General features: G+C 63.2%; 21 protein-coding genes. 8 read left to right on the top strand and 13 right to left on the bottom strand.

The window, feature by feature from the left end; genetic code table 11:
- Nucleotides 1–22: 22 nt before the first annotated feature.
- The 3 genes from C2L65_RS23320 to C2L65_RS23310 all read left to right on the top strand — a co-directional run bounded on the left by C2L65_RS23320 (nucleotide 23) and on the right by C2L65_RS23310 (nucleotide 1,555).
- Nucleotides 23–880 (top strand): 2OG-Fe(II) oxygenase, encoded by an 858-nt coding sequence (locus C2L65_RS23320; protein ID WP_042308193.1) that lies wholly within the window; start codon nucleotides 23–25, stop codon nucleotides 878–880.
- Nucleotides 881–1,021: 141 nt separating this feature from the next.
- Entirely contained in the window at nucleotides 1,022–1,234 is a 213-nt protein-coding gene (locus C2L65_RS23315) for a hypothetical protein (protein ID WP_042308191.1), read from the top strand.
- Nucleotides 1,235–1,345: 111 nt separating this feature from the next.
- Entirely contained in the window at nucleotides 1,346–1,555 is a 210-nt protein-coding gene (locus tag C2L65_RS23310; protein ID WP_042308190.1) for a CsbD family protein, read from the top strand.
- A 387-nt stretch (nucleotides 1,556–1,942) separates the two neighbouring features.
- Here the strand turns inward: C2L65_RS23310 and C2L65_RS23300 are convergent, their stop codons facing one another.
- On the bottom strand, nucleotides 1,943–2,374 hold the full coding sequence (locus C2L65_RS23300; protein ID WP_042308187.1) for a response regulator: 432 nt from the start codon (nucleotides 2,372–2,374) through the stop codon (nucleotides 1,943–1,945).
- Between the two features lie 502 nt (nucleotides 2,375–2,876).
- Between C2L65_RS23300 and glgX the strand changes: the two genes are divergently transcribed.
- Nucleotides 2,877–5,048 (top strand): glycogen debranching protein GlgX, encoded by a 2,172-nt coding sequence (gene glgX / locus C2L65_RS23295; RefSeq protein ID WP_042308185.1) that lies wholly within the window; start codon nucleotides 2,877–2,879, stop codon nucleotides 5,046–5,048.
- A 137-nt stretch (nucleotides 5,049–5,185) separates the two neighbouring features.
- Here glgX and glgA read toward each other — a convergent pair whose 3' ends face one another.
- The 3 genes from glgA to C2L65_RS23280 all read right to left on the bottom strand — a co-directional run bounded on the left by glgA (nucleotide 5,186) and on the right by C2L65_RS23280 (nucleotide 8,496).
- A complete protein-coding gene (glgA, locus tag C2L65_RS23290) occupies nucleotides 5,186–6,808 on the bottom strand; it encodes a glycogen synthase GlgA (RefSeq protein WP_042308183.1) in 1,623 nt (540 codons plus the stop codon).
- A gap of 421 nt (nucleotides 6,809–7,229) precedes the next feature.
- Entirely contained in the window at nucleotides 7,230–7,817 is a 588-nt protein-coding gene (locus tag C2L65_RS23285) for a BPSL1445 family SYLF domain-containing lipoprotein (protein ID WP_042308180.1), read from the bottom strand.
- Between the two features lie 235 nt (nucleotides 7,818–8,052).
- Nucleotides 8,053–8,496, bottom strand: coding sequence for a response regulator (locus tag C2L65_RS23280; RefSeq protein ID WP_042308177.1), 444 nt, complete (start codon nucleotides 8,494–8,496; stop codon nucleotides 8,053–8,055).
- A gap of 375 nt (nucleotides 8,497–8,871) precedes the next feature.
- Here C2L65_RS23280 and cuyB point away from each other — a divergent pair, with 375 nt between their 5' ends.
- The 3 genes from cuyB to C2L65_RS23265 all read left to right on the top strand — a co-directional run bounded on the left by cuyB (nucleotide 8,872) and on the right by C2L65_RS23265 (nucleotide 13,187).
- Entirely contained in the window at nucleotides 8,872–10,365 is a 1,494-nt protein-coding gene (cuyB, locus tag C2L65_RS23275; RefSeq protein ID WP_042308176.1) for a cysteate racemase, read from the top strand.
- Between the two features lie 198 nt (nucleotides 10,366–10,563).
- On the top strand, nucleotides 10,564–10,926 hold the full coding sequence (locus tag C2L65_RS23270) for a hypothetical protein (protein WP_042308174.1): 363 nt from the start codon (nucleotides 10,564–10,566) through the stop codon (nucleotides 10,924–10,926).
- 107 nt (nucleotides 10,927–11,033) lie between these two features.
- A complete protein-coding gene (locus C2L65_RS23265) occupies nucleotides 11,034–13,187 on the top strand; it encodes a phosphocholine-specific phospholipase C (protein ID WP_042308172.1) in 2,154 nt (717 codons plus the stop codon).
- A 96-nt stretch (nucleotides 13,188–13,283) separates the two neighbouring features.
- Here C2L65_RS23265 and C2L65_RS23260 read toward each other — a convergent pair whose 3' ends face one another.
- The 5 genes from C2L65_RS23260 to C2L65_RS23240 form a co-directional block, all read right to left on the bottom strand.
- Nucleotides 13,284–14,480 carry an amidohydrolase family protein gene (locus C2L65_RS23260; protein WP_042308169.1) on the bottom strand — a complete coding sequence of 399 codons (1,197 nt, stop codon included), beginning with the start codon at nucleotides 14,478–14,480 and terminating at the stop codon, nucleotides 13,284–13,286.
- The gene (locus C2L65_RS23255; RefSeq protein ID WP_042308167.1) at nucleotides 14,477–15,112 is read right to left on the bottom strand and encodes a VC0807 family protein; all 636 of its coding nucleotides are present in this window, start codon (nucleotides 15,110–15,112) and stop codon (nucleotides 14,477–14,479) included. Before C2L65_RS23255 ends, C2L65_RS23260 begins: the two co-directional genes overlap by 4 nt.
- A 164-nt stretch (nucleotides 15,113–15,276) precedes the next feature.
- Nucleotides 15,277–16,245, bottom strand: a complete 969-nt coding sequence (locus C2L65_RS23250) for a hypothetical protein (protein WP_042308164.1) — start codon at nucleotides 16,243–16,245, stop codon at nucleotides 15,277–15,279.
- A 245-nt stretch (nucleotides 16,246–16,490) separates the two neighbouring features.
- Entirely contained in the window at nucleotides 16,491–17,576 is a 1,086-nt protein-coding gene (locus C2L65_RS23245; RefSeq protein ID WP_042308162.1) for an alpha/beta fold hydrolase, read from the bottom strand.
- A gap of 200 nt (nucleotides 17,577–17,776) precedes the next feature.
- Nucleotides 17,777–19,675 carry an AI-2E family transporter gene (locus C2L65_RS23240; protein WP_042308160.1) on the bottom strand — a complete coding sequence of 633 codons (1,899 nt, stop codon included), beginning with the start codon at nucleotides 19,673–19,675 and terminating at the stop codon, nucleotides 17,777–17,779.
- Nucleotides 19,676–19,909: 234 nt separating this feature from the next.
- On the opposite strand from C2L65_RS23240, the gene pdxR reads away from it, so the two are divergent.
- Nucleotides 19,910–21,424 (top strand): MocR-like pyridoxine biosynthesis transcription factor PdxR, encoded by a 1,515-nt coding sequence (gene pdxR, locus C2L65_RS23235; protein ID WP_042308159.1) that lies wholly within the window; start codon nucleotides 19,910–19,912, stop codon nucleotides 21,422–21,424.
- Nucleotides 21,425–21,434: 10 nt separating this feature from the next.
- On the opposite strand, the gene C2L65_RS23230 is transcribed toward pdxR, so the two are convergent.
- The 4 genes from C2L65_RS23230 to C2L65_RS23215 form a co-directional block, all read right to left on the bottom strand.
- Nucleotides 21,435–21,953 carry a cupin domain-containing protein gene (locus C2L65_RS23230; protein ID WP_042308157.1) on the bottom strand — a complete coding sequence of 173 codons (519 nt, stop codon included), beginning with the start codon at nucleotides 21,951–21,953 and terminating at the stop codon, nucleotides 21,435–21,437.
- Nucleotides 21,950–22,702, bottom strand: coding sequence for an NAD-dependent epimerase/dehydratase family protein (locus C2L65_RS23225; RefSeq protein ID WP_042308155.1), 753 nt, complete (start codon nucleotides 22,700–22,702; stop codon nucleotides 21,950–21,952). The genes C2L65_RS23230 and C2L65_RS23225 overlap by 4 nt, the downstream gene beginning before the upstream one ends.
- 198 nt (nucleotides 22,703–22,900) lie before the next feature.
- Entirely contained in the window at nucleotides 22,901–24,067 is a 1,167-nt protein-coding gene (locus tag C2L65_RS23220; RefSeq protein WP_042308154.1) for a porin, read from the bottom strand.
- Nucleotides 24,068–25,314: 1,247 nt separating this feature from the next.
- Complete coding sequence (locus C2L65_RS23215) at nucleotides 25,315–26,706, bottom strand: dihydrolipoyl dehydrogenase (RefSeq protein WP_042308152.1); 1,392 nt, start codon at nucleotides 26,704–26,706, stop codon at nucleotides 25,315–25,317.
- Nucleotides 26,707–26,806 lie beyond the last annotated feature (100 nt).

The raw sequence follows: 26,806 nt of genomic DNA, 5'->3' as shown, positions 1-26,806 counted from the left end.
CAATGGAGCAGCGGGGGATGTGATGCGCGAGGTGGATGCTGCATGGCGGGAATGGCTCGCGACCAACGTGAGCCGCGGGTGTACGCAGGAATCGATGATCGAGGCGATGGTGCAGGGCGGCTTCGAGATCGACGCAGCGCGTGAGATCGTGCGCCGCGCGGCATCGGAGACGGGCGCGGTGGCGAGCGTCATTGCTTCGCCGGAAGACGAAACACGCGCCTATCACTACGATGCCTGTCCCGTCGCGGCGGGCAACACGGTACACGCGTACGACCGTGACGTGACGGTGCGCATCCGCTTCGAGCGTCCGCAGGTGATCGCGTTCGACGACGTGCTGTCGGGCGAAGAATGCGCCGAGCTGATCGAGCGCGCACGGCACCGGCTGAAGCGCTCGACCACCGTCAATCCCGACAACGGTAGCGAAGACGTGATCCAGCTGCGCACCAGCGAAGGCTTCTGGTTCCAGCGCTGCGAGGACGCGTTCATCGAACGGCTGGACCACCGCATCTCCGCGTTGATGAACTGGCCGCTCGAACACGGTGAAGGTCTGCAGATTTTGCACTACCGGCAAGGCGGCGAGTACCGTCCGCACTTCGACTATTTCCCGCCCGGCCAGAACGGCAGCGTGCTGCACACGGCGCGCGGCGGCCAGCGTGTCGCGACGCTGATCGTCTATCTGAGCGACGTCGAGGGCGGCGGCGAGACGGTGTTTCCGGACGCGGGGCTCGCGGTGATGGCACGGCAAGGCGGCGCGATCTACTTCCGCTACATGAACGGGCGCCGCCAGCTCGATCCGCTGACGCTGCACGGCGGCGCGCCCGTCACGAGCGGCGACAAGTGGATCATGACGAAATGGATGCGTGAGCGCCCGTACGTCTAGCGCGCCCGCGATGCGCAGTGCATCCGGGTATGGCGGGTGCTGTATAAGGGCCAGCGCATGCGTGGCTCGTTTCAGGCGCGATCGACATGACGGGCGCCACGCCTATGCCCCTCGGACCGAAACAATATCAGGGGACCCACTATGGACAACTACCAACTGGAAAGCGAGTTGCAACATCTGGAGCGGGTACTCGCGCGTATGGCCGCCGAACATCGTTTCCCACTTTCATACTGGCGCACCCGGCTCAACGCCGTGCTAGCGGCGCGGCTGGTGCCGTCGCAACGCTCGCGTGCCAGCAGGCTGGACGAATTGCTGCGAGCGCTCGAAGCGCGCGCGCCCGCCGTCGGTTGTTAACACGGTACGTCGGCTGTGCGGCAGCTGTGCGGCCCAGCTCAGGCACAGCGAATGCTCGATTCCCGATGACTGGCGCAACCGTTGCGTCGGCGTAACCAGACGGAGTCAGCCATGAACAAGGATCAAGTGAAGGGTACGGTCGAAAAGGTGAAGGGCAAGGTCAACGAGGCTGTCGGCAAGGCCACGGGCAACCGTAGCCAGGAACTGAAGGGCGACCTGCAGCAAGGCGCCGGCGAAATGCAGAAGTCGTATGGCGATGCGAAGGAAGACGCAAAGGACAACGCAAAGGACATCGCACGCGAAAACCGCAAGCATCACTGATCGTGGCGTTGCCGGGCGGCGCTTCTGTTGTGTTAGCGGCCGCCCGGCCGTCCGGTCACAGGGAGCGAACAAGACGGGCGAAGCCCGCTGGGCCGCGTGACAACGCGGCCCGTTTTTTGTGTCGGGTCCATGTCGGATTGCGCGATGCATGCGGGCACCGATCGATTCGGCGATGCCGCTCTCAGACGACGCCGTGCGACTATCGATTGAATGTGCAACGAATTGACGCCTGGCTCGCGCCGCTGGCGCAATGGCTTGCGAACTTCGACGATGGACCGCAACGCGTGTTGCCCATCGTTGCGCGAAGGCAGCGTTCGATTGACTGTTGGGATTGCTTTCCGGAGGTGCGCGCGGCGTGAGCAGCGACAACGGTTGCCTCGCCTGGCGCTAGTTCAACGACGCATCGCCCCCGCCGCGTACGGGCCTGGCGCCGTCGTGCAGGCGGCCCAGCAGCAGATCGACCTGATCGAGTAAAGTCTCGCGCGCAACCGGCTTGTGCAGCGTGCATTCGCAATCCAGGTCGGTTGGAATGTCGGTCGACGCGCTCCACAGGATCACGGGCATGCCGTCGAGATCGGGATCGTTCTTGAGCGTGCGGCATACCTCGGCGCCATCCATGCCGGGCATCATCAGATCTGTGATGACAAGCGCGGGATGCACGCGCTGCGCAAGCTCGACCCCCTTGCGCGGCTCGAAGGCCGTGAGTACGTGGAAACCCTCCAGTTCGAGCAGAAGCGCCCATGCGATCAGCAGGTCCGGCTCGTCGTCGATGAGCAGGATGGTAGGAAGGCGGCTGTCCGATAGTGCGTTCGAATCCATATGTACAGGCAAACTTCTGATCTCGCAGCCGGGCTCGGGTGCAAGCAAAACGTCATCGTCAATTGGTTTGCACGCACGCATGACCCGTGCCAATCCCGTCGGCGACACGTTTGACGCCTCTGCGCGGTCGGTTCACCGCGCTGCCGCACATAGCCCGTTGCCATGCGCAGCGGGACTTCCAGCCAGCCGCCGCGCACCGTGCGGGCATGCATGGCGCGCGCGACGCGGGTGTTTTGCAAGTAAGAGCGTTTAGCAAAAAATATCGGCGTCGTTGTAAGTCTGACTCCGCAGCAGCCTCGGGCACGTCCGTCTATTTTGGATTTTGCGGGCTCCGCGCAGAGGCGAACAAACGAATGCCGTAATGCAAGGCGTTCAAGCGCCTGCTGGCGCTTCATGCATTTCATTGACCTGTCAGGCATACCGATTGCTAAAGGTTTACGTTGCTGCGTGCGCGCGGACATCACACGCGTCACGCCTATCCAATTGCCTGAGGAACACAACGATGCCAACCGATTCCCGCATTTCCGAGGGCTTGCCGTTTCCACTCGGCGCGACCTGGGATGGCAGAGGGGTCAACTTCGCGCTCTTTTCCGCGCATGCGACGAAGGTCGAGTTGTGCCTGTTCGACGACGAAGGGAAGCAGGAACTCGAGCGCATCGAACTGCCCGAATACACCGACGAAGTGTGGCATGTGCATATGGCCGGCCTGAAGCCGGGCACGGTGTATGGCTATCGCGTACACGGTCCGTATGAACCCGAGGCCGGTCATCGCTTCAATCCGAACAAGCTGTTGCTCGATCCGTACGCGAAGGCGCATGTCGGTTCATTGCGCTGGGACCCGTCGCTGTTCGGCTATACGCTCGAAACGGAAGACGATCTCACGTTCGACAAGCGCGACAGCGCGTCGTTCATGCCGAAGTGCCAGGTGGTCGACCAGACGTTCAACTGGACACATCCGACGCGCGTGCGCGTGCCGTGGGATCGCACAATCGTCTACGAGACGCATGTGCGCGGCTATACGAAGATGCATCCCGGCGTGCCAGAAAAGATGCGTGGCACCTTCGACGGCCTCGCGCAGAAAGCCGTAATCGACCATATCAAACGCGTGGGCGTGACGACGCTCGAACTGTTGCCCATTCATTCGTTCGTCAACGATTCATACCTGCTCGACAAAGGGCTGACGAATTACTGGGGGTACAACACGATCGGCTTTTTCGCGGCCGATCCGCGTTACTTCGCGCGCGGTCCCGGCGTGATCGAAGAGTTCAAGGAGATGATCGACCGGCTGCACGATGCCGGTCTCGAACTGATACTCGACGTCGTGTACAACCATACAGCCGAAGGCAACGAGCGTGGGCCGACGCTGTCGTTTCGCGGCATCGACAACGCGTCGTACTACCGGCTGATGCCTGAAGAAAGCCGCTATTACATCAACGACACGGGCACGGGCAATACGCTGAATCTCTCACACCCGCGCGTGCTGCAGATGGTCACGGACAGTCTGCGCTACTGGGTGACGGAGATGAACGTCGACGGCTTCCGCTTCGATCTCGCGACTATCCTCGGGCGCGAGCCCTATGGTTTCGACGAAGGCGGCGGCTTTCTGGACAGTTGCCGGCAGGACCCGATCATCTCCAGCGTGAAGCTGATCGCGGAGCCGTGGGACTGCGGACCGGGCGGCTATCAGGTGGGCGGCTTCCCGCCTGGCTGGGCTGAATGGAACGATCGCTTTCGTGACACGGTGCGCTCGTTCTGGAAGGGCGACGAAGCGTCCGCCGCCGATCTCGCCAAACGCCTCACCGCTTCAGGCGACTTCTTCAACCGGCGCGGCAGGCGCCCCTGGGCGAGCGTGAACTTCATCACCGCGCACGACGGCTTCACGCTGAACGATCTCGTCTCGTACAACGAGCGCCATAACGAGGCGAACGGCGAAGACAACAACGACGGTCACAGCGACAACCGCTCGTGGAATTGCGGCGAGGAAGGGCCATCCGACGACGCCGAAATCATCGCATTGCGCGAGCGCCAGAAGCGCAACCTGCTCGCGACGCTGCTGTTTTCGCAAGGCACGCCGATGGTGCTGGCCGGCGATGAATTCGGCCGCACGCAGAGGGGCAATAACAACGCCTATTGCCAGGACAACGAGGTCAGCTGGATCGACTGGTCGGGTATCGACGACAACGGCCGCGCGCTCACCGAGTTCGTGCGCAAGCTGACGACGCTGCGCCACGCGTTACCCGTGCTGAGGCGCAACCGCTTTCTCACGGGCGAGATGCGCGAAGACATCGGCGTGATGGACGTGAAATGGCTGAGTCCCGTCGGCGTCGTGCTGACGGACGAGCAATGGGACGACTCGGCGATGCGCTGCTTCGGTCTTGTGATCGACGGGCGTGCGCAGGCGAGCGGTATCCGGCGTCCAGCCTCCGATGCGACGTTGCTGCTTGTCATCAACGCGTATCACGACGTCGTCGACTTCATGTTGCCGGAGATACCGGGCAGCGATCAGTGGAGCTGCATGATCGACACGAACGCGCCGGAGCGCGACGAATTGCCTGATTTCGGATCGGGCGACGTGTATCAGGTGACGGGCCGCTCGCTGTTGCTGTTCTCGTTGCATGCGAAGGGCGAGACGAAGCGGATCTTCCAGCGGCTCGAAGAGCATTTGACGGAGTGAGCTTATTTGAAGGCGCGAGTTTGTCGGCGTAGTGGCGGACCTGAGAGGCAGTGGTAGTGCTAAAAGAAAAACGGACCTCTTCGCGAGAAGAGGTCCGTTGCTTTTGCACAGCCTGTATGTGGGCTGTTGCGTCATCTTCACGCGCTTCGCGCCACCGTCTCCTGCGACGCCGCGCCATTGCTCCACGCAGCCTGTCCGGTCGCTGCGCCACTCGCATTCGCGCGACGTTGCGCCGACGCCGCTGCGACGCGTTCGACGTCGACGCGCGGTTGCGCCGGGCGTGCATCCGTCAACATGCCATAGAGTTTCAGATACGCCTGTACCGGCTTGCGCCAGCTGAAATCGCACCGCATTGCATTGCGCTGCAGCGCATGCCATGACGAAGGCCGCATGAACGCGTCGAGCGCGCGCTGCAAGGCAGCCGCGACGTCCTCGGGTGTTTCGCCATCGAAGAGAAAACCCGTTGCGCCGTCTTCGGGCAAGCCAAGTTCGGGCGAACGCTCGGGCGTGTAATCGACGATCGTGTCGCGCAGCCCGCCGACTCGCGATGCGACGGGGATCGTGCCGTAACGCAGCGCATAGAGCTGCGTGAGGCCGCACGGCTCGAAACGGCTGCCGTGCAACAACAGGTCGGCGCCCGCGTGCAGCATGTGCGCGCGCCGTTCGTCATAGCCGATGTACGCGCCGACGCGCTGCGGCCACGCGGCGGCGAGGTCGCGCACTGCGGCTTCGAGATACGCGTCTCCCTTGCCGAGAATCGCGACCTGTAGCCGCGCATCGCGCGCGAGCAGTAACGGCAATGCTTCGACCACGACGTCCGCAAGCTTTTGCGACGTGAGACGGCTGCCGATCGCAACAAGCGGCGCGAATGGATCGACCGTCAGGCCGAAGGTCTGCTGCAGATCGCGCTTGCAGGCCTGCTTGCCGCGCACGTCGTCGGCGGAAAAGGCGCGCGCGATCATCGGGTCGGTAGCGGGATTCCACGTCGCGCTGTCGATGCCGTTCGTGATGCCCGACAGCTTGTGCGAGCACGCCTGCAGCACGCCTTCCATCAGATGCCCGAAGTGCGGCGTAAGAATTTCGCGCGCGTAGTTCTCGCTGACAGTGACGACCTGGTCCGCATGCACGATGCCCGCCTTCATCATGCTCAGCGCGCCGTAGAACTCGATGCTGCGCGCGTCCGTCAACGCGGGCGTGAGCAGTTCGGGCGGCACGCCCATCCAGCTGCCGAGCGCGAGCGGATAGTTGCCCTGAAACGCAAGGTTATGCACGGTGAACACGCTTTTCGCCGCGACGCCTGCGAGCTTCATCAACAGCGGCGTGAGGCCCGTGTGCCAGTCGTGCGCATGCACGATGTCGGGCTTCTGCACGCCGCGCACGCCGCGCGCAATGCGCGTCGCGGCGGCCGCAAGCGACGCGAAGCGGATCGCGTTGTCGAGATAGTCACGGCCCTGCTCGTCCTGATAGAGGTTGTCGCGTTTGAACAGGTGGTCCATCTGCAGGAGCAGGACGGGCACGCCCGTATCCGGCATGTGCGCGCGCAACAGTCGCGCGTCCCCGCCCGGCAAGCCGCCGATGCGGCAGATGGGCGTCACGCTCACTGCGCGTTCGAGTGCCGCAGGATACGCAGGCAACAGAATGGTCGAAGCGACGCCCGCGTCGCGCAACGCGGCGGCGTACGCACTCACCATATCGCCCAAACCGCCGGACTTCGCCAGCGGCATCGCCTCCGAGGCGACGAGAAGGACGTTCAGCGTCAAGGTTGTGACTCCTGGTGAAAGAGTAGATTGAGTGAGACGCTTGAATTGCCGCCGCAGATGGCTGGCGCGATCCGTGCGTCGGATCGGGTCCGGGATAGAGGCAAGGGACGACGACTCGGTGAGCAGCAAGCGTTGTGCCATAGGCAGGCGCATATCGTGAAGCTTCTGCGGCGCGCCTCGGCGTTTTCTTCAGATCTTTGAGCGACGCGGGACTGCGGTGCATGAAGCACTGTAGAGGATGAAATGCGTCAACTTGGTGAACGTGCGCGATGGATGGGTGCTGACGTGCGAATGCAAAATCGCGTTGGGAAAAGGAGAGGGTTTTACACAGGCGTACTGATCCTGCACGAGCGTTCGACACTTCAATGTCGTCATACGGGGCGCATTGCGCGCCCCGTGTACATCGGCGCTCTATTGCGCCTCAGATATCGAGCCGCGAGATCTTCGCGCCTTCAAGCGACACGCCCGCCATCAGACCGGCATTGGTCAGCACGAATGCCTGCACGGGCTTCGTAGCCGTCGTCGTATCGATGTTGCCGTTCGCGCCGACCTTCACGAGCGCGACCGTCGCATCGCCGCCAACCGACCAGCCCTGGCTGTTGCGGAAGCTGTCGAGTGCATCCTGCGTCATGAACAGGAAGATCACGCCCTTGGACTGCGCGCCGATCTGCAGGCCGAACGAACCCGCTGCCGTGCTGTAGTAACCCACCGTTTGCCCGCCGACGCGCAGCGACCCTTGGCCATATTGTCCGCCGATCCAGAAGCCCGCCTGCACGACGGATGGGAACACCAGCACGCCACGCGCCTTCGCAACCAGTTCGCGTGAGCCGTGCGCGGTCGTGTAGAGCCGCGAGAGCGTTTCATCGACGCTAGAATCGATCGCGCGGCGCTTGTCCGAATTGCTGGTGCTCGTCGTGGAATTCGAACCCGTCATCGTGCAGCCCGAGAGGGCAAGACCGCCCGCAGCAAGTGCGGCGCCGGTGCTCAGTATGAAATTTCTTCTATGCATCGTTAATCTCCTGTCTGTCAACGCGAGATCCCCGGCTAGCGCCTCCCTTGGTGCTTCGCCGCAGCCGCCCGGGCGCGCTAAACCTTTGTGCGGCGAGGGCTAACAATGCGATAGCAGTTCGCGTGCCTGCCCCTGTCACCGTTGCCGCCCATGATGTGTGAAGGCGCGTGACTAGTCCTCTGCGGTATGGATGCCGCGGCACGGCGCAGGCATGCCTGTATGAATTACACACGCGCTATGCGTCGTCGGATGTCGCCCGCTTCAACAGTTCGAGCAGCCGTTGCGGTGTGAGCGGTTTCGCGCAATGCGCATCGAAGCCGGCTTCGCGAGCCCGCTCGCGATCGAGCTGCGACGCGTAGCCAGTACACGCGATCAGCAACATATGCGAGGTCGATTCAGAGGCGCGCAGGCGGCGCGCAAGCTCGAGCCCATCGACGCCCGGCATCGCAATGTCGAGCACGACCGCAAATGGCTGCCATTGGGACGCGAGTTCGCAGACGTCCTCGGCGCGGTGCATCGCGCGGCATTCGAAGCCGTTTGCGAATAGCAGCAGTTGCAACGCGTCGGCGGCATCGGCGTAATCGTCGACGACCAGCACGCGCCGGTTGTCGGTCATGTGCGCGCCGATCGCACGCCATTGCAATTCGTCATCGCTGTCGTGTGGATTTTTCGTTGCCATCTTCACGGGTCTCCATTTGGCGCTTTGGCGTCTTTCTGCCTCCCCAAGGCTGCGAATTCAGCAAGGGATGGACCCGAAGCGAGTGGGATAAGCGAGCATAGGGTTGCCGTTCGGAATGGAATCAGTCGCCGTTAATTAACAATTCCGGCGCATGTAGGGGTTAACCACACGCAATTGGCAACCGTTAAAAAGCGCGAATTAGCCAAGCCTGTTGTTTATAGGAAAACTTTCCCTTTTATTCATGCGACATAAATGCTCATTCGGATTTATATTCTGATCGGCGCCGCGATAACGGGATTCGATGTAAGGCGCCGGCGGCCAGGACATCGGCCTCGCCGGAATGCGCGCATCCAATAAGACAGCAAGCGAGGGAGTATGAATACATCGTCTGGGATGGGGCGGCGTGCGCTCGGCATTGTCGGCGGCGCGGCGCGTCTGGCAAGCGTGGATGTGTTGCGCAAAATGCATGACGCCAATGCCACTGCGCGTACGTTTCAGCCATTGGATATTGCTGTCGAACGCATATCGGATATCGAGCGCCGTGCGTCAATTTCTTATGTTGCGGGTTCAGCGCAACACAAGTTGCGGGTATTCGATGCGATACGCGATTTCGAACAGCGCGGCTTGCCCGCTGTTGCGCTGCCATGCTTCGAAAGCCATTTGTTTATCGACGAATTACAGCAGAACACGACGCTCGCTATCGTCGATATGGTGGCCGCTCTGTTTGCGCATATTCGCCAGCGTTTTCCGCTTGCGCGCCGTGTCGGCGTGCTGACCTCGCCGGTGCTGTGCGAGCGCCGTCTGTTCGAACGATATGGCGAGAGCGCGCGGATCGAAGTGGTGAGCGTCGCCTTGAAGGGCGTGGACGGGTTGCATGAAGCATGCGAAACGCTGATCGGGCAGGGCGTCGACGTGCTGCTGCCGGGCAGCACCGATAGCGCCTTGTCGCTGCGGCGGCTCGGCGCGCTGGCCGTGCCGATCGTCGACAGCTATTCGGTGTACGCGCAACATCTGTTGTTCGCCGAGCATCGCAAGCCGGCGCGTCCGATCAAGCTTGGCGTGGTCGGCGGCGTCGGGCCCGCCGCGACAGTCGACTTCATGCACAAGGTCGTGCGCAATACACCCGCCGCGCGCGATCAGGATCACATCAAGGTCATCGTCGAACAGAACCCGCAGATTCCCGACCGCACCGATCATCTGACGGGCGGTGGCGCGGACCCGACGCTCGCGCTTTACGCGACATGCAAAAAGCTCGAAGACGGCGGCGCTGATCTGATCGCGATTCCGTGCAATACCGCGCACGCGTTCATCGGGCCGATCGAAGCGCGCTTGCGCGTGCCCATCATCAACATGATGAACGTGACGGCCGACTATCTGCGCACGACGTTTCCCGCCGTCGATCGCATCGGCCTGCTCGCCACGGACGGCACGATTGCAAGCGGTGTTTATCGCTCGGCGCTCGAAGCGCGCGGCATGACCCAGGTCCTGCCGCCGCTCGCGATGCAGGCGCGCGTGATGAACGCGATCTACGGCGCGCGGGGCGTGAAGGCGGGCTTCACGAACGGCGAGTGCGCCGATGACATCATCGCGGCCGTCGAAAGTCTGTTGTTGCAGCGGGTTGAAGTCATTCTGCTTGCCTGCACCGAGCTGCCGCTTCTTTTCCCGCAAGCGGCGACGGTGACGCGCAAAGGCCGCAGCGCACATCTCGTCGATCCGACGGACGTGCTTGCAAGATGTTGCGTCGAGTTCGCGCGAGGCACGCCGCTCGTAATACCGACGAGCGCAAGCCATGACGCGTTGCCGGTCGAATATGCCGCGTATGCGAAACGCAAGGAAAGCAATCTGGCATTTAATGCCGAAGTGCTTTAAAGACAATTGCATGATGACTTTCGTGTTTCTTTTCGCTTTCTAATGGCTTTCCGATAAGAAGTATTTCAAGGTATTTCTTTTCCTTGTCAAACGTTTCACAATAAGTTCTTCATTCGACTTCAGACTGCGTTTCCAGCGACGGCCAGCCTTCCCGGGCAAGCCGTCATCGGTCGATTCCGCTGGAACCTGGACGCTCGAATGAACGGACTCCCTCTCTCTTCCTTGCGCGTGAGCGCAATCGTTGTGCTTGCATCGTTCGCCCTCGCCGCATGCGGGGCAGACGATGCCGCCACGGTCAGCAACTCCACGCCTGTCGCGTCGCAAGCCAATACCGCTGCGCCTTCCGCGTCGCCGTCTGGATTGCCGCTGCCGTCTTCGACGACGGGCAATTCGGCCAGCGCGTTCAATACGCCGGCCGCGAGCGGCATGAACGCGGCCGACAACACGCGAAGCAACTCGCAGGACAGCGCCGCCATTCTCAGCGCGCAGGCAAGCGTTGCCGCCGACAACCAGCAGGTCACGCCCGTTCTTCGCTACGCGCCAGGCGAAGAGAGTCATTGAATCGACGTTCAGGTAATAAAGAAATAAAGAAACAAAGAAACGCGCGTGAATACGCGCGGTTATTCCCTTGTTAATTCCTTTCCCCCCGAGAAGAAGGCAATAACATCATGACATCCAATAGCCGTCGCCGTTTTCTAAAGACCGCTGCAACGTCCGCGGGCGCCGCCGCCGCCGTGACGATGCTGCCGGAATCGATCCGCAATGCGCTCGCCGTCCCCGCCAATTCGCGCACGGGCTCGATCCGTGACGTCGAGCACATTGTCGTGTTCATGCAGGAGAACCGTTCGTTCGATCATTACTTCGGCCATATGCGCGGCGTGCGCGGCTACAACGACCGCTTTCCGATTCCGCTGCCCAATGGCAAGCCCGTCTGGTATCAGCCGTCGAAAGCCGATCCGACCAAGCCCGTGCTGCCGTTCCACCTGAACACGCAGACCACGAGCGCGCAATGCGTCGGCGATCTGGATCACTCGTGGTACAAGACGCACGGTGCCATCGACGGCGGCCGCTACGACCAGTGGCCCGCGAACAAGACGGACATGACGATGGGCTATCACCTGCGCTCGGACATTCCGTTCCACTACGCGCTGGCCGATGCGTTCACGATCTGCGACGCGTACTTCTGCTCGCTGCCGGGACCTACGCACCCGAACCGCTCGTACCTGATGACGGGCATGGTCGATCCGACGGGCACGAAGGGCGGCCCGCTGCTCGACAACAACGACTTCGTGGATGGCGACGTGCCGCCGAAGTATCAACTGCTGTCGTGGACGACCTATCCGGAACGTCTGGAAGCGGCCGGCATCTCGTGGCAGATCTATCAGCAGGGCACGGACGGCTCGGACCCGCTGAACGGCAACTACGGCACGAACATCCTGCAGAACTTCGAGAACTTCATCAACGCGCAACCGGGCTCGTCGCTGTTCCAGCGCGCGCAGACGGTGCGCACGATTGACGACCTGAAGGCCGACGTGCAGGCCAACCGCCTGCCGCAAGTGTCGTGGCTGTGCCCGCCCGCCGCGTACTCGGAGCACCCGAAGTACACGCCCGCGTATGGCGCGGAGTACACGTCGCAGATTCTCGACGCGCTGACGTCGAACCCCGAGGTGTGGAGCAAGACGGTGCTCTTCATCATGTACGACGAGAACGACGGCTTCTTCGATCACGTCGTGCCGCCGCAAGTGGCGACGTCGCGCGCGCAAGGGCTTTCAACGGTGACGGCGGACGGCGAGATTCATGACGTAGTGAATCCGGGCCGCGGCGGCAGCTATACGGCCGACAACCTGCCGTACGGTCTCGGACCGCGCGTGCCGATGACGATCGTCTCGCCGTGGACGAAGGGCGGCTTCGTGTGCTCGCAGGTGTTCGATCACACGTCGGTGATCCGCTTCATCGAAACGCGCTTCGGCGTGCATGAGCCGAACATCACGGCATGGCGCCGCGCGGTGTGCGGCGACCTCACGACGGCATTCGATTTCCGCACGCCGGATGCGAAGATGCCGCCGCTGCCGGACACAAGCAACTACAAGAGTATGGCCGACAACCAGTGCGCGACGCAGCCCGCGCCGACGGTGCCTGCCGTGCCGGGCGCGATCGATCCGCAGGAAGCGGGCATCCGTTTCGCGCGTGCGTTGCCGTATGAATTGCACGTGAACGGCAAGGTCGACGAGAAGGCGAACTCGCTGACGATCGAAATCGGCAACACGGGTGATCAGGGCGCGCACTTCTATGTGTACTCGACCAACCGCACGGATGGTCCGTGGCGCTATACGGTGGAAGCGGGCAAGACGCTGAAGGACGTCTTCAACCTGTCGTCGACGAATGGCGTGTACGCGTTCACCGTGTACGGCCCGAATGGTTTCGTGCGCCGCTTCGCGGGCAACGCGCAGCCGCAGTCGAACCAGGCCAATGCGCAGGGCCTGTTCGGCCACAACCGCAAGCCGGCGTTGCCGGAAGTGAAGACGCATTACGACGTCGGCAATGGCAACGTGTATCTGAAGTTCACGAATCATGGCGACAGCATCGCGCGGCTCTCGGTGGTCGATAACGCGTATGGCGCGCATCCGCGCCCGGTGATCGTGCCGCCGAACGGGTCGATCGAAGAGGCATGGGTGCTGTCGGCGAGCCACCACTGGTACGACCTGACGGTGAGCGACAACGACGACGCGTCGTTCCAGCGCCGCCTTGCCGGTCACGTCGAAACGGGTAAGACGAGCATCAGCGATCCGGCGGCTGTGGTGCCTGTCATGACGGCGTCGTAAGTGGCCTGAGCGTTAACGTATAAAACAGCGCAAAGCTTGGCCCCTGCATGGTTCACATGCCGGGGCCTTTTTTGTTTGTTCATCAGCAAGGGCGGTTCACACGCCTTCGACCAGCACGCCGTCGCGCGAAACGATCCGCCCATTCGCCACGACCAGCTTGCGCACAGGACGCGCAGCAACGGCATGCGCGACGGTTTCCGCGTCGACGAGCACGAGGTCCGCGCGCGCGCCCACGTGCAGGCCGTAGTCGGCGAACCCGCAGCCGCGTGCAGCAGTGTGGCTAACGCAGTCGAACGCGATGGCGAGCGCATCGTCTCGACGCAAGTCGTAGCGCATGCCGATCAGCATCGCGCGCTCCAGCATGTCCGGCGAGCCGAACGGATTCCATGTATCGCGGATGCCGTCGTTGCCGCCGAACAGCGTGACGCCTTTCTCGATGCATGCGGCAAGCGGCGGCACGGGCACGGAAGCGGGCGCTGTCGTGAGCAGCGCGACGTTCAGCAACGCGAGCCGTTCGAGCAGCGGATCGCGCTCGCGCGGCGCGAGTGCGCCGAGACAGAACGCGTGGCTGATCACGACGCGGCCCTGCATGCCGAGCGCCTCGACGCGATCGAGCAGCAGCTTCAGGGTGAATGCGCCGATCTCGGCGGGCTCGTGCAGATGGATATCGATTGGCTTCTGATGGCGTGTGGCGAGATCGAAAGTCGCGTTCAGCGACGCGACGGGATCACCGTCGATCAAGGCCGGGTCCAGCGCGCCGAGCACGTCGGCGCCCGCGCGCAGCGCCTCGTCGAGCAGCGTGACGGTACCCTTGCGTTTGAGCATGCCCGATTGCGGAAACGCAACCGTCTGCATGTCGAGCACGTCGCGTAGTGTGTCTCGCGTCTTCAGCACGCCCTCGAGGTGCTTCAGGCCGGCGTCGGTATCGATATCGACATGCGTGCGCAAGCGCGTTGTGCCCGCCTGCAAGAAGGCGCGGGCCAAAGCGAGCGAAGCAGCGGCCGCGTCGTGTCCGCTTTGCGCGCGAAAGCGGCGCTCGTTTTCGATGCGATCGGTGAGCTTCGGTCCCACTTCGTTGCGATACCAGCGCATGCCCCACATCGTCTTGTCGAGATGCGTGTGGCCTTCGACGAAGCCAGGCAACAGTAGCGCACCATTGGCATCTTCGCGCACGACGTCGTTTTCGACCCATAAATCAGGGCCTATCGCGTCGATGCGGCCATTGACGATCGACACGTCGACGTGCGTGCCATCGGGCAAACGTGCATCGGCGATCAATAGCGGCTCTTTCATGCAGACTCCATTTTTCTCTCAGCGTCAATGCGTTTGAGGCGGCGCCGCGTCCAGAGGGTCCATAGCGTGAGCGAGCCATAGACGCCCCAGCGCAGCGCCATCGAAATATGCAACGCCAGTTGCGCGTCGCTCAAGTTCGTCACGACCCAGTAACGCGCGGCATTCTCGGCCGTCAAGCCGATGCCCCACACCACCGTCATCCGGCGGATCTGCGCGACCAGCTTGGGACGGTCACGATAGTGGCGCTCGAACTCTTCGACACCTTCAAGCGATTCACGCGACGCCGTCGAACGCGCGAGGTAGTAGACCATCGGCTTGCGCAGCAGCAGCGACAGCAGAAACGTGATGCCGATGACGCCCGCCACCATCGGGTCTTCGAGCGCGCGCCGGTGCTCGCCCCGGTCGATCAGCGCCCACGCGAGCAGCGGCACGATGCCCGCCAGCACGATGGCGCTCAATGAATCGAAATGCCGCGAGTGGTACAGGTCCCATGCGATCCACGCGATCAACGGCGCGGCCGATGCGGCGAGCGCGCCCGTCGTGCCCCAATGCGGCAGCGCAAGCCGGTACGCGAGCCACGGCAGCGCGACATTGATGACCATCGCGGACAGGTATCGGTACGGAACCTTCATACGCCCTCTGCGCTAGCGGTGCCATGGGTTTGCGTGCGTAGTGTCGCATATCGGCGAGGGCGGGAAAATCGGCATTGGCGTTCGCGAGAGCATCGCATGAAAAACGGCGGGCGCCCTGAGGCGCCCGCCGTTTGCATGTCACGCGTAGTGCAACCGATACTCGCTCAGACAAGCGGCAACGTCTGCCGATCGAGCGTCGGTTTCATGATCGGCGCCAGCGCCGCGAAAATGCGCTGACCCTGCTCCTCGTCGATCACGCTCGTGAGCAGCGAGCGGAAGCGCGGCTCTTCGACACCAGAAACGATGTACTGCCAGCGATACGCGTCGAGCATCGCCGCCTGCACCTCCCCAATTTCAGCGGGCAACAGCGTACGGCCCATATGCTGGCAGAAGTACGCGGCATCTTCCGTCGCCTGCATCTGCACCACGCCGTCGACGCCCGCCACCAGCGCGATCAGATCGTCGACGGCAGCATCGCGCGCGGGCTTGTCGAGCTTCGCATCCTCGCGCATCCATTCGAGTTCGTCGATGATCGCGTGCTGCGATTCTTCTTTCCAGTGGTACATGAACACGTCCTTGAACAGCGGCGAGAGCGTGTCGTCCGCTTCGATGCTCTGACGGTAATGCACCTGAGAGAAGATTTCGATGAAACAAGTCAGCGCGAGAATCCCCCACGTCGATTTGCCCAGCACGAACATGGCGATATCGTCTGGATCGGGCAGGAAGCGATAACCTGCGGGCATGTCCGCGCCCGCGAGCAACTCGATGCGGCGGAACAGTTCCTGGTGCTTCAGTTCTTCGTCCGTCAGACGCACGACGGCTTCCAGTGCGATCTGGTCGCCAAGCGCATGATCGCGTCCTAGTTCGAGCATCTTTGCGCCGATGAAGCGTTCGACGAGTTTGAACATGTTCGCGTACGTGCGACCCTGCACCTGCGAATAGAAGCGGCGCTCAGCGTCATTCAGAAACGGCAGGCGATACACCTGGGACAGCCCGTCCGGCAGAAACTTCTGATCGATATCGAGCGTGCGCCCGCGGATCACGTCGTTGTCGATATCCCAGCGGATTCGCTTGGACACTTCGACGCATTTGGCGTAGCGATGGGAAGGCAGTTGATACTCTACAGCTTGCATCTGAGAACTCCATTTCGGCGGGATTGCAGTGGGGTGGCGCCGAAAGAAGAACGAAGAGAGAGGGCGCCGACTCAAAGCGCTGCGCCGTGGTGTGTTGCGTGCCGTAGCGAAACGCTGATGCGCATTGTGCGGATCGGCATTTGATCGGACATGAGACGCGAGTCCCGGTACTCGCTGTGAGCACTGCAGCAAAGCCGCGAAAAGCCGGGACATGCGCCCCGTCATGCAGTGCGTCAAGGCGACGATCAGGCAGCGGGCGCGTCGAAGCCCGCCTTGCGCGCCATCACGATGGCCTGCGCGCGGCTTTCCACTTCGAGCTTCGCGAAGATGCTCGTGATGTGATTGCGCACGGTCTTCTCCGATAGACCGAGCCGCGCAGCGATCTGCGCGTTGTCGCGGCCACCCGCGATCAGTTCGACGATCTCGCGCTCGCGCCGCGTGAGTGACGAGAACACGGGGTTGGCGTGCTTAGCCGGCGGCAGGAAGCCGCGCACTTCGTCGCGCCAGCGCTGCCACGCGTTCTCGGATTCGAGCGTCAGATGATTCTCGCTTTCGAGGGGCACGAAGCGCGCGTTGGGAATCAGGCTCGCCAGCAGCCGGCTTTCTTCGAACGGCACGCGCGCGTCGCGCACTGCGTGCAGCACGAGTGTCGGACATTGCACGTGCGGTAGCAGATCGACCACGTCGATGCAGTTGAAGACGCGCATGATGCGCGCGGCGTTCTGCGGTGTGGTCGAAATGCGTTCGAGTTCGTTGAACCAGCGGTGCTGGTCGGCCGTGCCGCCCGGGATGAACTGGGTCGTAAAGAACTGGCGGAAGGCAGGATTGTGCTGGCCCCAGCCGATCTCGGCGAGCTTGGCGAGGGTTTCGGCTTCATCGCGCGCCTGCTCGGTGCGCGAACGAACCAGCCGTCCGCGCGCATAGCCGCCATGCAGGATCAGATGCGAGACGCGCTCCGGAAACGCGACGGCATAGCTGATGGCGATCGACGCCCCCTGCGAAATGCCGAGCAGCGCAAAGCGGTCGACACCGCTCGCATCGATGACGGCGATCAGGTCCTGCTTCCATGCATCGAATGAAATATCGGCGACGTCGTGATCCGACAGGCCGCAGCCGCGCTGATCGTAGCGGATCAGCGTATGGTCGCGGCACATCTCGGCAATCATATGGCTCCATACCGGGCTCGCGAGATCGAACTCCAGATGGCTCAGCCAGTTCGCGGCCTTGACGATGGGCGGTCCGCTGCCACAGGTCGCGTACGCGATGCGCGCGCCGTCGTGCGCGGTGCACAGCCGGATTTGCTGTCTCCACTTCGGGGCGGTCGCAGACATGAGCCTCCCGGCGGCGATGGAAGAAGCACGCGTCAGCTTGCGGGCCGCATGACGCGCGCTTTCATTCAGCTTATCACCGCGGGAGCGCTTTGCTGCACGAAGGTGCGGACAAACTACGCGTCAGCCGCTTATGTAGGTCGAACGTATGAAGCGCATGGTGTATTCGCGCGCAAAGCCAGAGCACATGCGTTCACGCGCATTCACGCGTCGACGCTGCGCGGCGCCTTCTCGAAGAGCGGCGCGGATACCGCGTTCGCCGCCTGCACGCACTGATTGACGAGGTCGCTGAACGCGTTGGCGTTTTGCGTATCGCTCAATGCGCCGACTTCGTCCACCCGCTCTGATTGCCCGCCAATCCCGACGATCAGTTGCACCCCGGGCGCACGCTCGCGGATGCGCCGCAGCAGATTGCGCAGATAGGGCGGCGCTTCGGGGGCATCGAGCGTCACCACGCAGACGATCGCCGCGCCGTCGATGCCGAGCGTTTCCATGTGGCCGCGCCGGAACTGCGCGTAGTTCGCCGTGACGGGCGCGAAGCCGCGGCGCGTCAGCAACTGCACGGCAATCGCCGTCGTCACTTCGTCGAAGGCGCCACGGCCCGCGACGCACACGACGCGCAACTGCGCGGCGTCTTCCGGCAGCACGGCAGGCGGCGCATCGGGCGCGTTCGGATCGGGCTTCTCTTCGGGCATGCCGTCGAATTGCTCGAGGTTCTCGATGATATCGAGCAAGGTCTCGTTCATGCGCGCGAGCTGCTCGGGCGCGAACACGCCGCGCAGCGTGTCGTTGCGCGCGAGCCGCAAGCCTTCGCGCGCGACGTCGTCGTAATAGCGGGTGAGCGCCATTTCCTTGAGGAACCGATCGGCTTGCACGATGGCCTCGTGCGGATCGTCGGCGAGCAGGCGCTGATAGAAGTTCTGCGCGGGCGTAAGCGCGGGCTGATCGCCGAGCAGCACAGTCAGGAACTTCAGGCGCTCCGCGTAACGGCCCAGCGTGACGAGGCACAGCGTGAGCGGCGTCGACAGAACGAGGCCGATCGGCCCCCACAGCCAGCTCCAGAAAATTGCCGCGACGACCACGGCGAGCGGCGACAACCCTGAACTATGCCCATACAACAGCGGCTCGACCACCTGGCCCGCGACGACGTCGATGGTCACGAACAGCACGATCGTCCACACGGCCATCGTCCATTGCGGCTGGATCGCGGCGGCGAGAATCACGGCGAGCAGCGCCGCGATCCAGGTGCCGATATACGGCACGAAGCGCAGCAGCGCGGTCAGCACGCCGAACAGCAGCGCGCCCGGCACGCCGATGATCGCCAGGCCGATCGCGATCGTCGCGCCCGCGCCGAGGTTCACGCCGAGCTGCGCGACGAAGTAGCGCGACAGGCGGCTCGCGGCGTCGTTGATCGCGGTGGTCGTGCGATGCAGGTCGCGCGCGCCGAACAGGCGTATCAGGCGGTCGCGCAGGTCTTCTCGCTGCAGCAGGATGAAGATCGTCACGACCAGCACGATGAACATCGTTTCGAGCGGTCCGACAACGGGAGAGAACACGCGTTGAGCGAGCTGCAGCGGCGACGGTATGGGCTCGTGTACTTCGACGGGCAACGGTGCGGAGACGGTCGGTTTCTGCGAGCGGCCCGCTTCGTGCGGCGTGTTGGGCCGGTCGGGTGTGACGCGCGCAAGCGCAGTCGCGGCGCGCGACAGCAGCGCATCGGCGCGTCCCACCGTTTTCTCCTGCACGGTCTCGACCTTGCGCTCAATGGCCGCCTGGTACTGCGGCAGCGAGCCCGCAAGCTGCGCGATCTGCGCGCCGATCAGCGTGCTGACGGCGAGCAGCGTGACGACGGCAAGGAGCACCGCGACGAAGATCGACGGCAGCTGACCGAAATGAAGACGCCGCAACAGGCCGACGAGCGGCGCGAGCAGGAAACTCAGCAGCACGGCGAGCGTGATCGGAATCAGCACCTCGCGCGCAAAGTACAACCCGCTGACCACCACGACGAAGGTAATCACCGACGTCAGGCCGTGCAGCCCCGGCGTTCCCGGCGGGTAGACGCGGTTGGGCGAAGGGCGGTGCGGGGCGAGTGGAACTTTCATGGCGTGTGCCGGTGGTGGCCGTGCGATCGATACGAGGGCAGCTATTGTAAGCAAGACGCAGACCCGGGCGCAGAACGAGCGGGTGCGTGTCAGCCCGTTCAGATCAGTGTATCAACTGCGTCGCGCGCATTTGTATGAAGACGGCAAAGCGGGGCGACAGGCATAATCGTGAAATTGGCCTGGTCGAAATTGTAGTTATTATTCCGGGCGCTGATCCAATTACGGGGTAACGGCATGCGCCGCGCAACGGAAATCGACCTGGCATTGAACGCACGGCCTGACGGTGTGCCGTTACAGCGCTGGCTCTATGGCGAACTGCGTGCGGCCATTCTCGAAGGGCGGCTCGGCCCGGGCGCGCGCCTGCCCGCGACGCGTGACCTCGCAGCGCGTCATGGCGTGTCGCGCGGCACGGTGCTGGGCGTGTTCGCGCAACTCGCGGCGGAAGGCTATCTGTCCGGCGCGGTCGGGCGTGGCAGTTTCGTTGCGAGCGAATTGCCGGACGGGCGCTTCGAATCCGCACCCGTGTCCGATACCGCGCGGCATGCACGCAAGCAAGCGGACGCGGGCCGCAATGAAGGCATCGCTCTGTCCGTGCGCGGCCGCTTGCTGGCGCGCAGCGCGTTCGCCGTCGAAGGCCGTTCGTTTCCGACGCGCGCATTTCGTCCGAGCCAGCCCGATTTGCAGTTCTTTCCGTTCGCGTTGTGGGCGCGCGTCGCGGCGCGCCGCTCGCGGCTGTCGAACCGCTCGATGCTCGCCGACGGCGAAGCGCAAGGCTACCGTCCGTTGCGTGAAGTGATCGCGGAGCACGTGCGTGTGACACGCGGCATCGCCTGCACGGCGGATCACGTTGCGATCGTCGGCAGCGCGCAGCAGGTGATCGATCTGGCCGCGCGTCTGTGGCTCGACCCCGGCGACGCGGCGTGGATGGAAGACCCCGGCTATCAGGGCGCGCGGCTCGTGCTCGAAGCGGCGGGCGCGCGCATCGCCGCCGTGCCCGTCGATACGAACGGCATCGACGTGTCAGCGGGCCGCGCGCTCGCGCCCGATGCGCGGCTCGCCTATGTGACGGCCGGGCGGCAGGCGCCACTCGGTCCCGCGCTGTCGCTCGAACGGCGGCTCGCGTTGCTCGACTGGGCGCACGCGCGCGGCGCGCTGGTGATCGAGGACGACTACGACAGCGAGTACCGCTTTGAAGGAAGGCCGCTGGCCGCGCTGAAGAGTCTCGACAGCGCGGGCAACGTGATCTATTGCGGCACGTTCAGCAAGCTGCTGTTTCCCGCGCTGCGCATCGCGTATGCGGTGCTGCCGGAGCGGCTCGTCGATCCGTTCGTCGCTGCATGGTCGCTGACGGGCCGGCACGTGCCGCTCGATCAGCAAGCGACGCTTCACGCGTTCATCGCGGAAGGGCATGCGGGCCGTCATGTGCGGCGCATGCGCGAGCTGTATGGCGAACGCGCCGAAGCGCTGCGCGAAGCGGCGCGCCGCCATTGGGCGGGGCTGCTCGCGTTGCCGCCGATCGTCGCCGGGCTAGATGCGCCCGCGTTTTTGCCCGCAGGCGCCGATGATGCGCTGGCTGCGCGCCTTGCCGCCGAAGCCGGCATCGAAACACGGCCGTTGTCGTCGTACGCGGTGCAGCGCGCGGCGCCCGCCGGCCTGGTGCTGGGCTTTGCGGGCGTCGGCGTGGACGAGATCGACGCGGGCGCCCGGACGCTCGCGCGGGTTTTGCAGAAGATGCTCTACAAGACCTGATACCTGTCGATCACGGCGGTAGCACGAGCGGACCGCAGTTCGAATTGGTGACGAACACGGCGAGCAGTTTCGCGGGCTGCGCGGGGTCCGGATTCTCGGCGAAGTCGTGCAGTGTGCCGGGCGGTTCGAACCATGTCTGGCCGCTGCGATAGTCGACGGCCGGGCCGCCGTCAAGCCGCGAACGCAGCGTGCCGGAGATGACGTAGGCCGTCACCGAGCCCGGATGCCGGTGCGCGCCCGTGTAGGCGCGCGGCGGAAAGTCGACCACGACCGTCGTCACGGATTTGCCCGGCACGTTCGCGAGCGGCTCGCACGACAGTACGCGCGAGGTCGTCGTTGGGCGCTGGGCGGCGGAATCGGATGACGACGATGCGTCGCTGAGCAGTGGCGTACTGCACATCGCGTCGAGCCATTGGATGGCGGGGCGCGTCGGCAGCACGGCAAGCGGGGCGAGCGCAAGGACGGCGACCGTGGCGAACGTGCGTGCATGCCGCGCGTTCGCACTCGCGAACAGGTGAGCGGGATTCATTGCACCACGCGCAGAGCGTTCGTCGTGCTGCGCCGCCAGTCCGCCGACCAGCCAAGCTGGCGCTTCGCCTTTTCCGTCGATACGACGGGATTGTCCTCGGCGATGTTGAACGCGCCGGCTCGTGCATGCCGCAACGCGAGCACGGCGGCGTGCGCGGCCGCGTCGACATGGACGGGGCTTGCGCCTTTCGCGTGGTCGCTGCCTGTGCCGGGACCGTACAGTTGCCCATAACGCAGCACCGTGCCGATCAGCGGCGCCCTCAGAACCTGTGTTTCGAGCGATACGACGCCACGCACCGTCACGAGGCGATTACCTTCGGCTTCCGTATCGAGCGGCTGCGTTTCGTCGTAGGGTTGCGCGCCGTCGCGATACGCCCACGCGATGCTTTGCGCGACGAAGCGCTTCGTGCCCGCCGAGCGCGCCGCCGCGATCAGGTTGCGCGTGCCTTCGTCGCGAATGCGCGCGTTGCCCGCGATCGCCTGCTGCATTTTCGCGGGATCGAGCGCGGGCGGCAGGTCGGTCAACTGATGGATCACGCAGGCGGGTTCGATGCGCCGCAGCGCTTCGGTCAACGCGCGCGCGTCGAACACGTCGACGATCACGGGCGTCGCGCCCGCGTTTTCGATCTGCGATGCGCGCTCGGCGCGGCGCGTGCTGCCGTAGACGGCGTATCCCGCATCGACCAGCAGCGGTACCAGCGCGCTGCCGATCGCGCCCGCCGCACCTGCCAGAAAGACTTTCGTTTCCATCCGATGATCTCCGTGTATGCCGGGCCCTGGAGCCCATGTACGGAGACTAAGGCTGATAATGGTTCATACAAAGATCCATTATCGACAGAATGATTAGGCCATTATCAACGGGTGCCGGAAATGAAAAACGGCGGCTTCGAACCGGCCACATCTGCGTGCCGGAACGAAACCGCCGTCTATGACGATCAGCGAAGCGCTTTAGAACTTGTGACGGATGCCGAGATTCACCATCTCCTGATGGCTTGTGCCCGCATAGCCATACGAGCCGATCGATGCCTGCGCGTCGGTGATGGTGTTGGTGTTCGCGTCGCGCGTCTGGCCGCTCGCATGCTGATACGCGGCCGTCATGTAGAGGTCGGTGCGCTTGGAGAGGTTGTAGTCCGCGCCCAGTGACACCTGATGGTACGTCGCCGACGTATCGCCGTTCGAATGCGTGTAGCTGTAGCCGACACCGACCAGCATCGCGGGCGTGGCCTGATAGTTCACGAAGCCCTGGCCCGTGTTATAGCGTTCGTTCGTGCCGAACACCGAGCTGTCGTCGCGGCGATACTGCGCATTGCTGTAGCCGAGGCCGAACGTGAATGAACCGGCTGTGTACTGGCCTGCCACGCGTGCAATGCCGATCGAGTGCGCTGTCTGATAGCCGAGATTGACGGGGCCGTCGAACGTGCCGTCGGAGGTGCTGTTCCAGGTCGTGCGAATGCCTTCCGATGCCGGGCTGTTGGACGCGTAGTAGTAGCCTGCCGCGAGGCCGATCGGCCCGTTGTTATACGCGACTGCGCCCGAATACGACTGCTCGGAACCCGTGCTGCCCGCGACGCCGCCTAACGAGTACATCGCTTCGAACTGCAGTCCCGCGAAAACGGGCGACGTGTACTTCACCGCGTTGTTCACGCGGAAGCTGTTGTCGTAGTTGTCGACGTCGCCTGCCGTGGCGAATGCGCTGCCGAAGTAGTTGTCGGCGGTGATGCCTTGCACGAGGTCGATCAGCGGATCGTATTGACGGCCGAGCGTAATGGAACCGTATTGATCCTGCGAAAGGCCGACGAATGCCTGACGGCCGAACAGGCGGCTGCCCTGGCCCATCTTGCCCGTGCTCGGATCAAAGCCGCTTTCGAGCTGGAAGATCGCCTTCAGGCCCGCGCCCAGATCTTCGCTGCCTTTGAGGCCCCAACGCGTGCCTGACAGATTGCCTGCGCTGGTATTGCCGAGCGACCACAGGCTGTTGTTGCCCGACGCGTTGTGAACGTAGGTGATCCCCGTGTCGATCGTGCCATACAGCGTGACGCTGGTTTGTGCGTGAGCGGCGCTGGTGGCCGTGGCCAGTGCAGCCAGTGAGATCATCGAGAGGGCAGTGCGCTTCATTCTTCTCTTCTCCTGCGTGTGGTAAAGCATTGAATGAGCGAGAGACTAAAGGCGCACACAACAAATGTAAAAAAGCCAAAAAAACGCATTAGTGAAATTCACAACACGCAATGACGTGATTATTGCGGCTTCATACAAACAGTATTTCTGCGATCATCTTTCTTTAGGCACGCGTTAGCGGATTGTTTTTTGGCAAACGAGAATTAACGCGTATTGCCGCAAATATTTCGCGGCATCATGATGCATCTGGGAATATTGCGGGAACAACGATAATGAATTGTCGATTGCGGGGTTTATCGTTTCGCGCAATGCTTTAGACTCGTTGTGTTTCATCCTGTCTGCACGCAGCGGACAACACGCTTGAACGCGGCCTCGTGCCGCGTTTTTTTCGCGTGTTGATATGTGTTGGAGACGTCGGCCCTGATCGCTGCCGCCCACGGGGTCGGGTTTGGGCGCATTCGGGGCGTGTTTGCCTTTGCGCTGGCATCCGCGAATTGTTAGCGTGCTTCAAGCGTTGCCCCTGTGCGGGGCGGCACCTACTTTTCTTTGCCGCCGCAAAGAAAAGTAGGCAAAAGAAAGCGGCTAACACCGCCAACATTTCTCATTGCCTGAGGGCCCCCAACCGGTCTTACGCTTCACACGGCAACGTCCTTGTTCGCGTTCGTTGCCAACGCTTCGAATGAGCGCCTCATCCGCTTCACGTACCCGCGTTATGGCACGCCGTGCCAGATATTCCACCGCCGCCCAGGTGGCAAACTGTGTGTAGGCTTTCGCGCCACAGGCACATCACTCCGGACGGAATAGCAAGGCTGGTGTTTCTGGTAAGAGCACTAACCTTTATGGTGCGACAACCTACACACAGTTTGCCGCCTGGGCGGCATATACCATTCGCTGCCACCAGCCCTTGTGCGGGTGCCTGAAGCGGGTGAGGCGTTCGTTCGAAGCGTTGGCAACGGGCACCAACCAGGGCACCGCCGTGCGAAGCGTAAGACCGGTTGGGGACCCTCAGGCAAACACTAGAACTGGCGGTGTTAGCCGCTTTCTTTTGCCTACTTTTCTTTGCGGCGGCAAAGAAAAGTAGGTGCCGCCCCGCACAGGGGCGACGTGTGAAGCACGCTAACAAATCGCGGATGCCAGCGCAAAGGCAAACACACCGAGCTGCCAGCGCAAAAGCCAACACCCCGAATCAGCACCGCGAATCCAAACCACACCCCGGGCCGAACCCAAAAACCAACCCCAAAAACCACTTAAACGGCCAGCTGCGCAGCAGCACTCCTCAACGCGCTCCGCAAACCCTCCTCAACAACGGGATGATAAAAAGGCATCGCGAGCATCGCATCAACGGTAAGCCCCATCTGCAACGCCCACGACAGCAAATGCGCGATATGCTCAGCACCCGGCCCGATCCACTCAGCCCCCACAAACCGTCGCGTATCGCGATCCACATACACATGCATCAACCCGCGATTGCGCAACATCACGCGGCTACGACCCTGATCCTCAAAGCTAACTTCACCCGTCACAAACGAGCCCTCAGCAAGATCCAGAAACCGCGCCCCAACCATCGCAATCCCAGGCTCAGAAAACACAACTGAAATCGCCGCCCGCCGCACAAGCGGCTTCACATCGGGATACCGCGCGGCATTGTCGCCCGCAACGCGACCTTCATCGGCGGCTTCGTGCAAGAGCGGCAGCACATCATTCGCGTCACCCGCGATAAACACGGGATGCGTGCCCGCCTGCAACGTCAACGGATCAAACACAGGCACACCGCGCGCATCGACCTCGATCGTCGTGTTATGCAGCGCGAGCTTGTCCATATTCGGCCGACGGCCCGCCGTCACCAGCACATAGTCGAACGTGTCTTCGTGCAATTCCCCCGCGCCATCGCGATACCGCAAATGCACGCTGTCACCTTCGCGCGTCGCCGCTTCCACCTGCGCATGCGTCTCAAAGTGAAAAGAATCCTTGAACACATCACGCGCATAGTCCTTGATCGCCGGATCACTCAACGGTCCAACGCGCCCACGCGCGCCGAGCATCGTCACGTCGACGCCAAGCCACGCCAGCGCCTGGCCCAGTTCCAGCCCGATCACGCCCGCGCCGATCACAGCAACCTTGCGCGGCAGATCGTCCCACGCAAACACGTCGTCGTTGACGATCGCACGGTCGCCGAGCGCCTGGTACATCGCCGGCACATACGGCGACGAGCCCGTCGCGATCACCACGCGCTTCGCGTGTACGCGGGTGTGCTCGCCGACCTGCAGCACGTTGTCGTCGATGAACTGCGCGTAGCCGATCAGCCGCTCTTCATCGGAAATGCTTTCCGTCGATTCGACAACGAACCCAACAAAGCGGTCGCGCTCGCGCTTGACGCGCGCCATCACTTCGCGTCCGTCGACCCGCACGGCGCCATCGACATGCACGCCGAACGGCGCCATGCTGCGCGCCGCATGCGCGGCTTCGGCGGCGGCGATCAGCAGCTTCGACGGCATACAGCCGACACGCGCACAGGTCGTCCCGTACGCGCCGCCTTCGATCAGCACGACACTCGCGCCGGCGGCCTTCGCGGCGCGGAAGGCGGACAAGCCCGCGCTGCCCGCGCCAATCACTGCGACATCGATATGAAGCGTCTTCATGATGTTCCTCGCTCAGACGGGCGGTGGCGGAATCAGTGTGCTGTGCCGCGCGCATCGCTGCCGTCCAGTAGAATCGGTTTGCATTGCACGGTTCCACTTT

This window comes from Paraburkholderia terrae (genome assembly GCF_002902925.1).
GTDB lineage: Bacteria > Pseudomonadota > Gammaproteobacteria > Burkholderiales > Burkholderiaceae > Paraburkholderia > Paraburkholderia terrae.
The sequence above is the reverse complement of the archived record's forward strand: the minus strand, read 5'-3'. Positions and strand labels throughout refer to the sequence as shown.

Coding starts and splice junctions, on each gene's coding strand:
- C2L65_RS23310 (WP_042308190.1), top strand. CDS start 1,346: ATGAACAAGGATCAAGTGAAGGGTACGGTCGAAAAGGTGAAGGGCAAG.
- C2L65_RS23285 (WP_042308180.1), bottom strand. CDS start 7,817: ATGCATAGAAGAAATTTCATACTGAGCACCGGCGCCGCACTTGCTGCG.
- C2L65_RS23230 (WP_042308157.1), bottom strand. CDS start 21,953: ATGAATCCCGCTCACCTGTTCGCGAGTGCGAACGCGCGGCATGCACGC.
- C2L65_RS23280 (WP_042308177.1), bottom strand. CDS start 8,496: ATGGCAACGAAAAATCCACACGACAGCGATGACGAATTGCAATGGCGT.
- C2L65_RS23215 (WP_042308152.1), bottom strand. CDS start 26,706: ATGAAGACGCTTCATATCGATGTCGCAGTGATTGGCGCGGGCAGCGCG.
- C2L65_RS23255 (WP_042308167.1), bottom strand. CDS start 15,112: ATGAAGGTTCCGTACCGATACCTGTCCGCGATGGTCATCAATGTCGCG.
- pdxR (WP_042308159.1), top strand. CDS start 19,910: ATGCGCCGCGCAACGGAAATCGACCTGGCATTGAACGCACGGCCTGAC.
- cuyB (WP_042308176.1), top strand. CDS start 8,872: ATGAATACATCGTCTGGGATGGGGCGGCGTGCGCTCGGCATTGTCGGC.
- glgX (WP_042308185.1), top strand. CDS start 2,877: ATGCCAACCGATTCCCGCATTTCCGAGGGCTTGCCGTTTCCACTCGGC.
- C2L65_RS23240 (WP_042308160.1), bottom strand. CDS start 19,675: ATGAAAGTTCCACTCGCCCCGCACCGCCCTTCGCCCAACCGCGTCTAC.
- C2L65_RS23250 (WP_042308164.1), bottom strand. CDS start 16,245: ATGCAAGCTGTAGAGTATCAACTGCCTTCCCATCGCTACGCCAAATGC.
- C2L65_RS23225 (WP_042308155.1), bottom strand. CDS start 22,702: ATGGAAACGAAAGTCTTTCTGGCAGGTGCGGCGGGCGCGATCGGCAGC.
- C2L65_RS23270 (WP_042308174.1), top strand. CDS start 10,564: ATGAACGGACTCCCTCTCTCTTCCTTGCGCGTGAGCGCAATCGTTGTG.
- C2L65_RS23265 (WP_042308172.1), top strand. CDS start 11,034: ATGACATCCAATAGCCGTCGCCGTTTTCTAAAGACCGCTGCAACGTCC.
- C2L65_RS23220 (WP_042308154.1), bottom strand. CDS start 24,067: ATGAAGCGCACTGCCCTCTCGATGATCTCACTGGCTGCACTGGCCACG.
- C2L65_RS23260 (WP_042308169.1), bottom strand. CDS start 14,480: ATGAAAGAGCCGCTATTGATCGCCGATGCACGTTTGCCCGATGGCACG.
- C2L65_RS23245 (WP_042308162.1), bottom strand. CDS start 17,576: ATGTCTGCGACCGCCCCGAAGTGGAGACAGCAAATCCGGCTGTGCACC.
- C2L65_RS23315 (WP_042308191.1), top strand. CDS start 1,022: ATGGACAACTACCAACTGGAAAGCGAGTTGCAACATCTGGAGCGGGTA.
- C2L65_RS23320 (WP_042308193.1), top strand. CDS start 23: ATGCGCGAGGTGGATGCTGCATGGCGGGAATGGCTCGCGACCAACGTG.
- C2L65_RS23300 (WP_042308187.1), bottom strand. CDS start 2,374: ATGGATTCGAACGCACTATCGGACAGCCGCCTTCCTACCATCCTGCTC.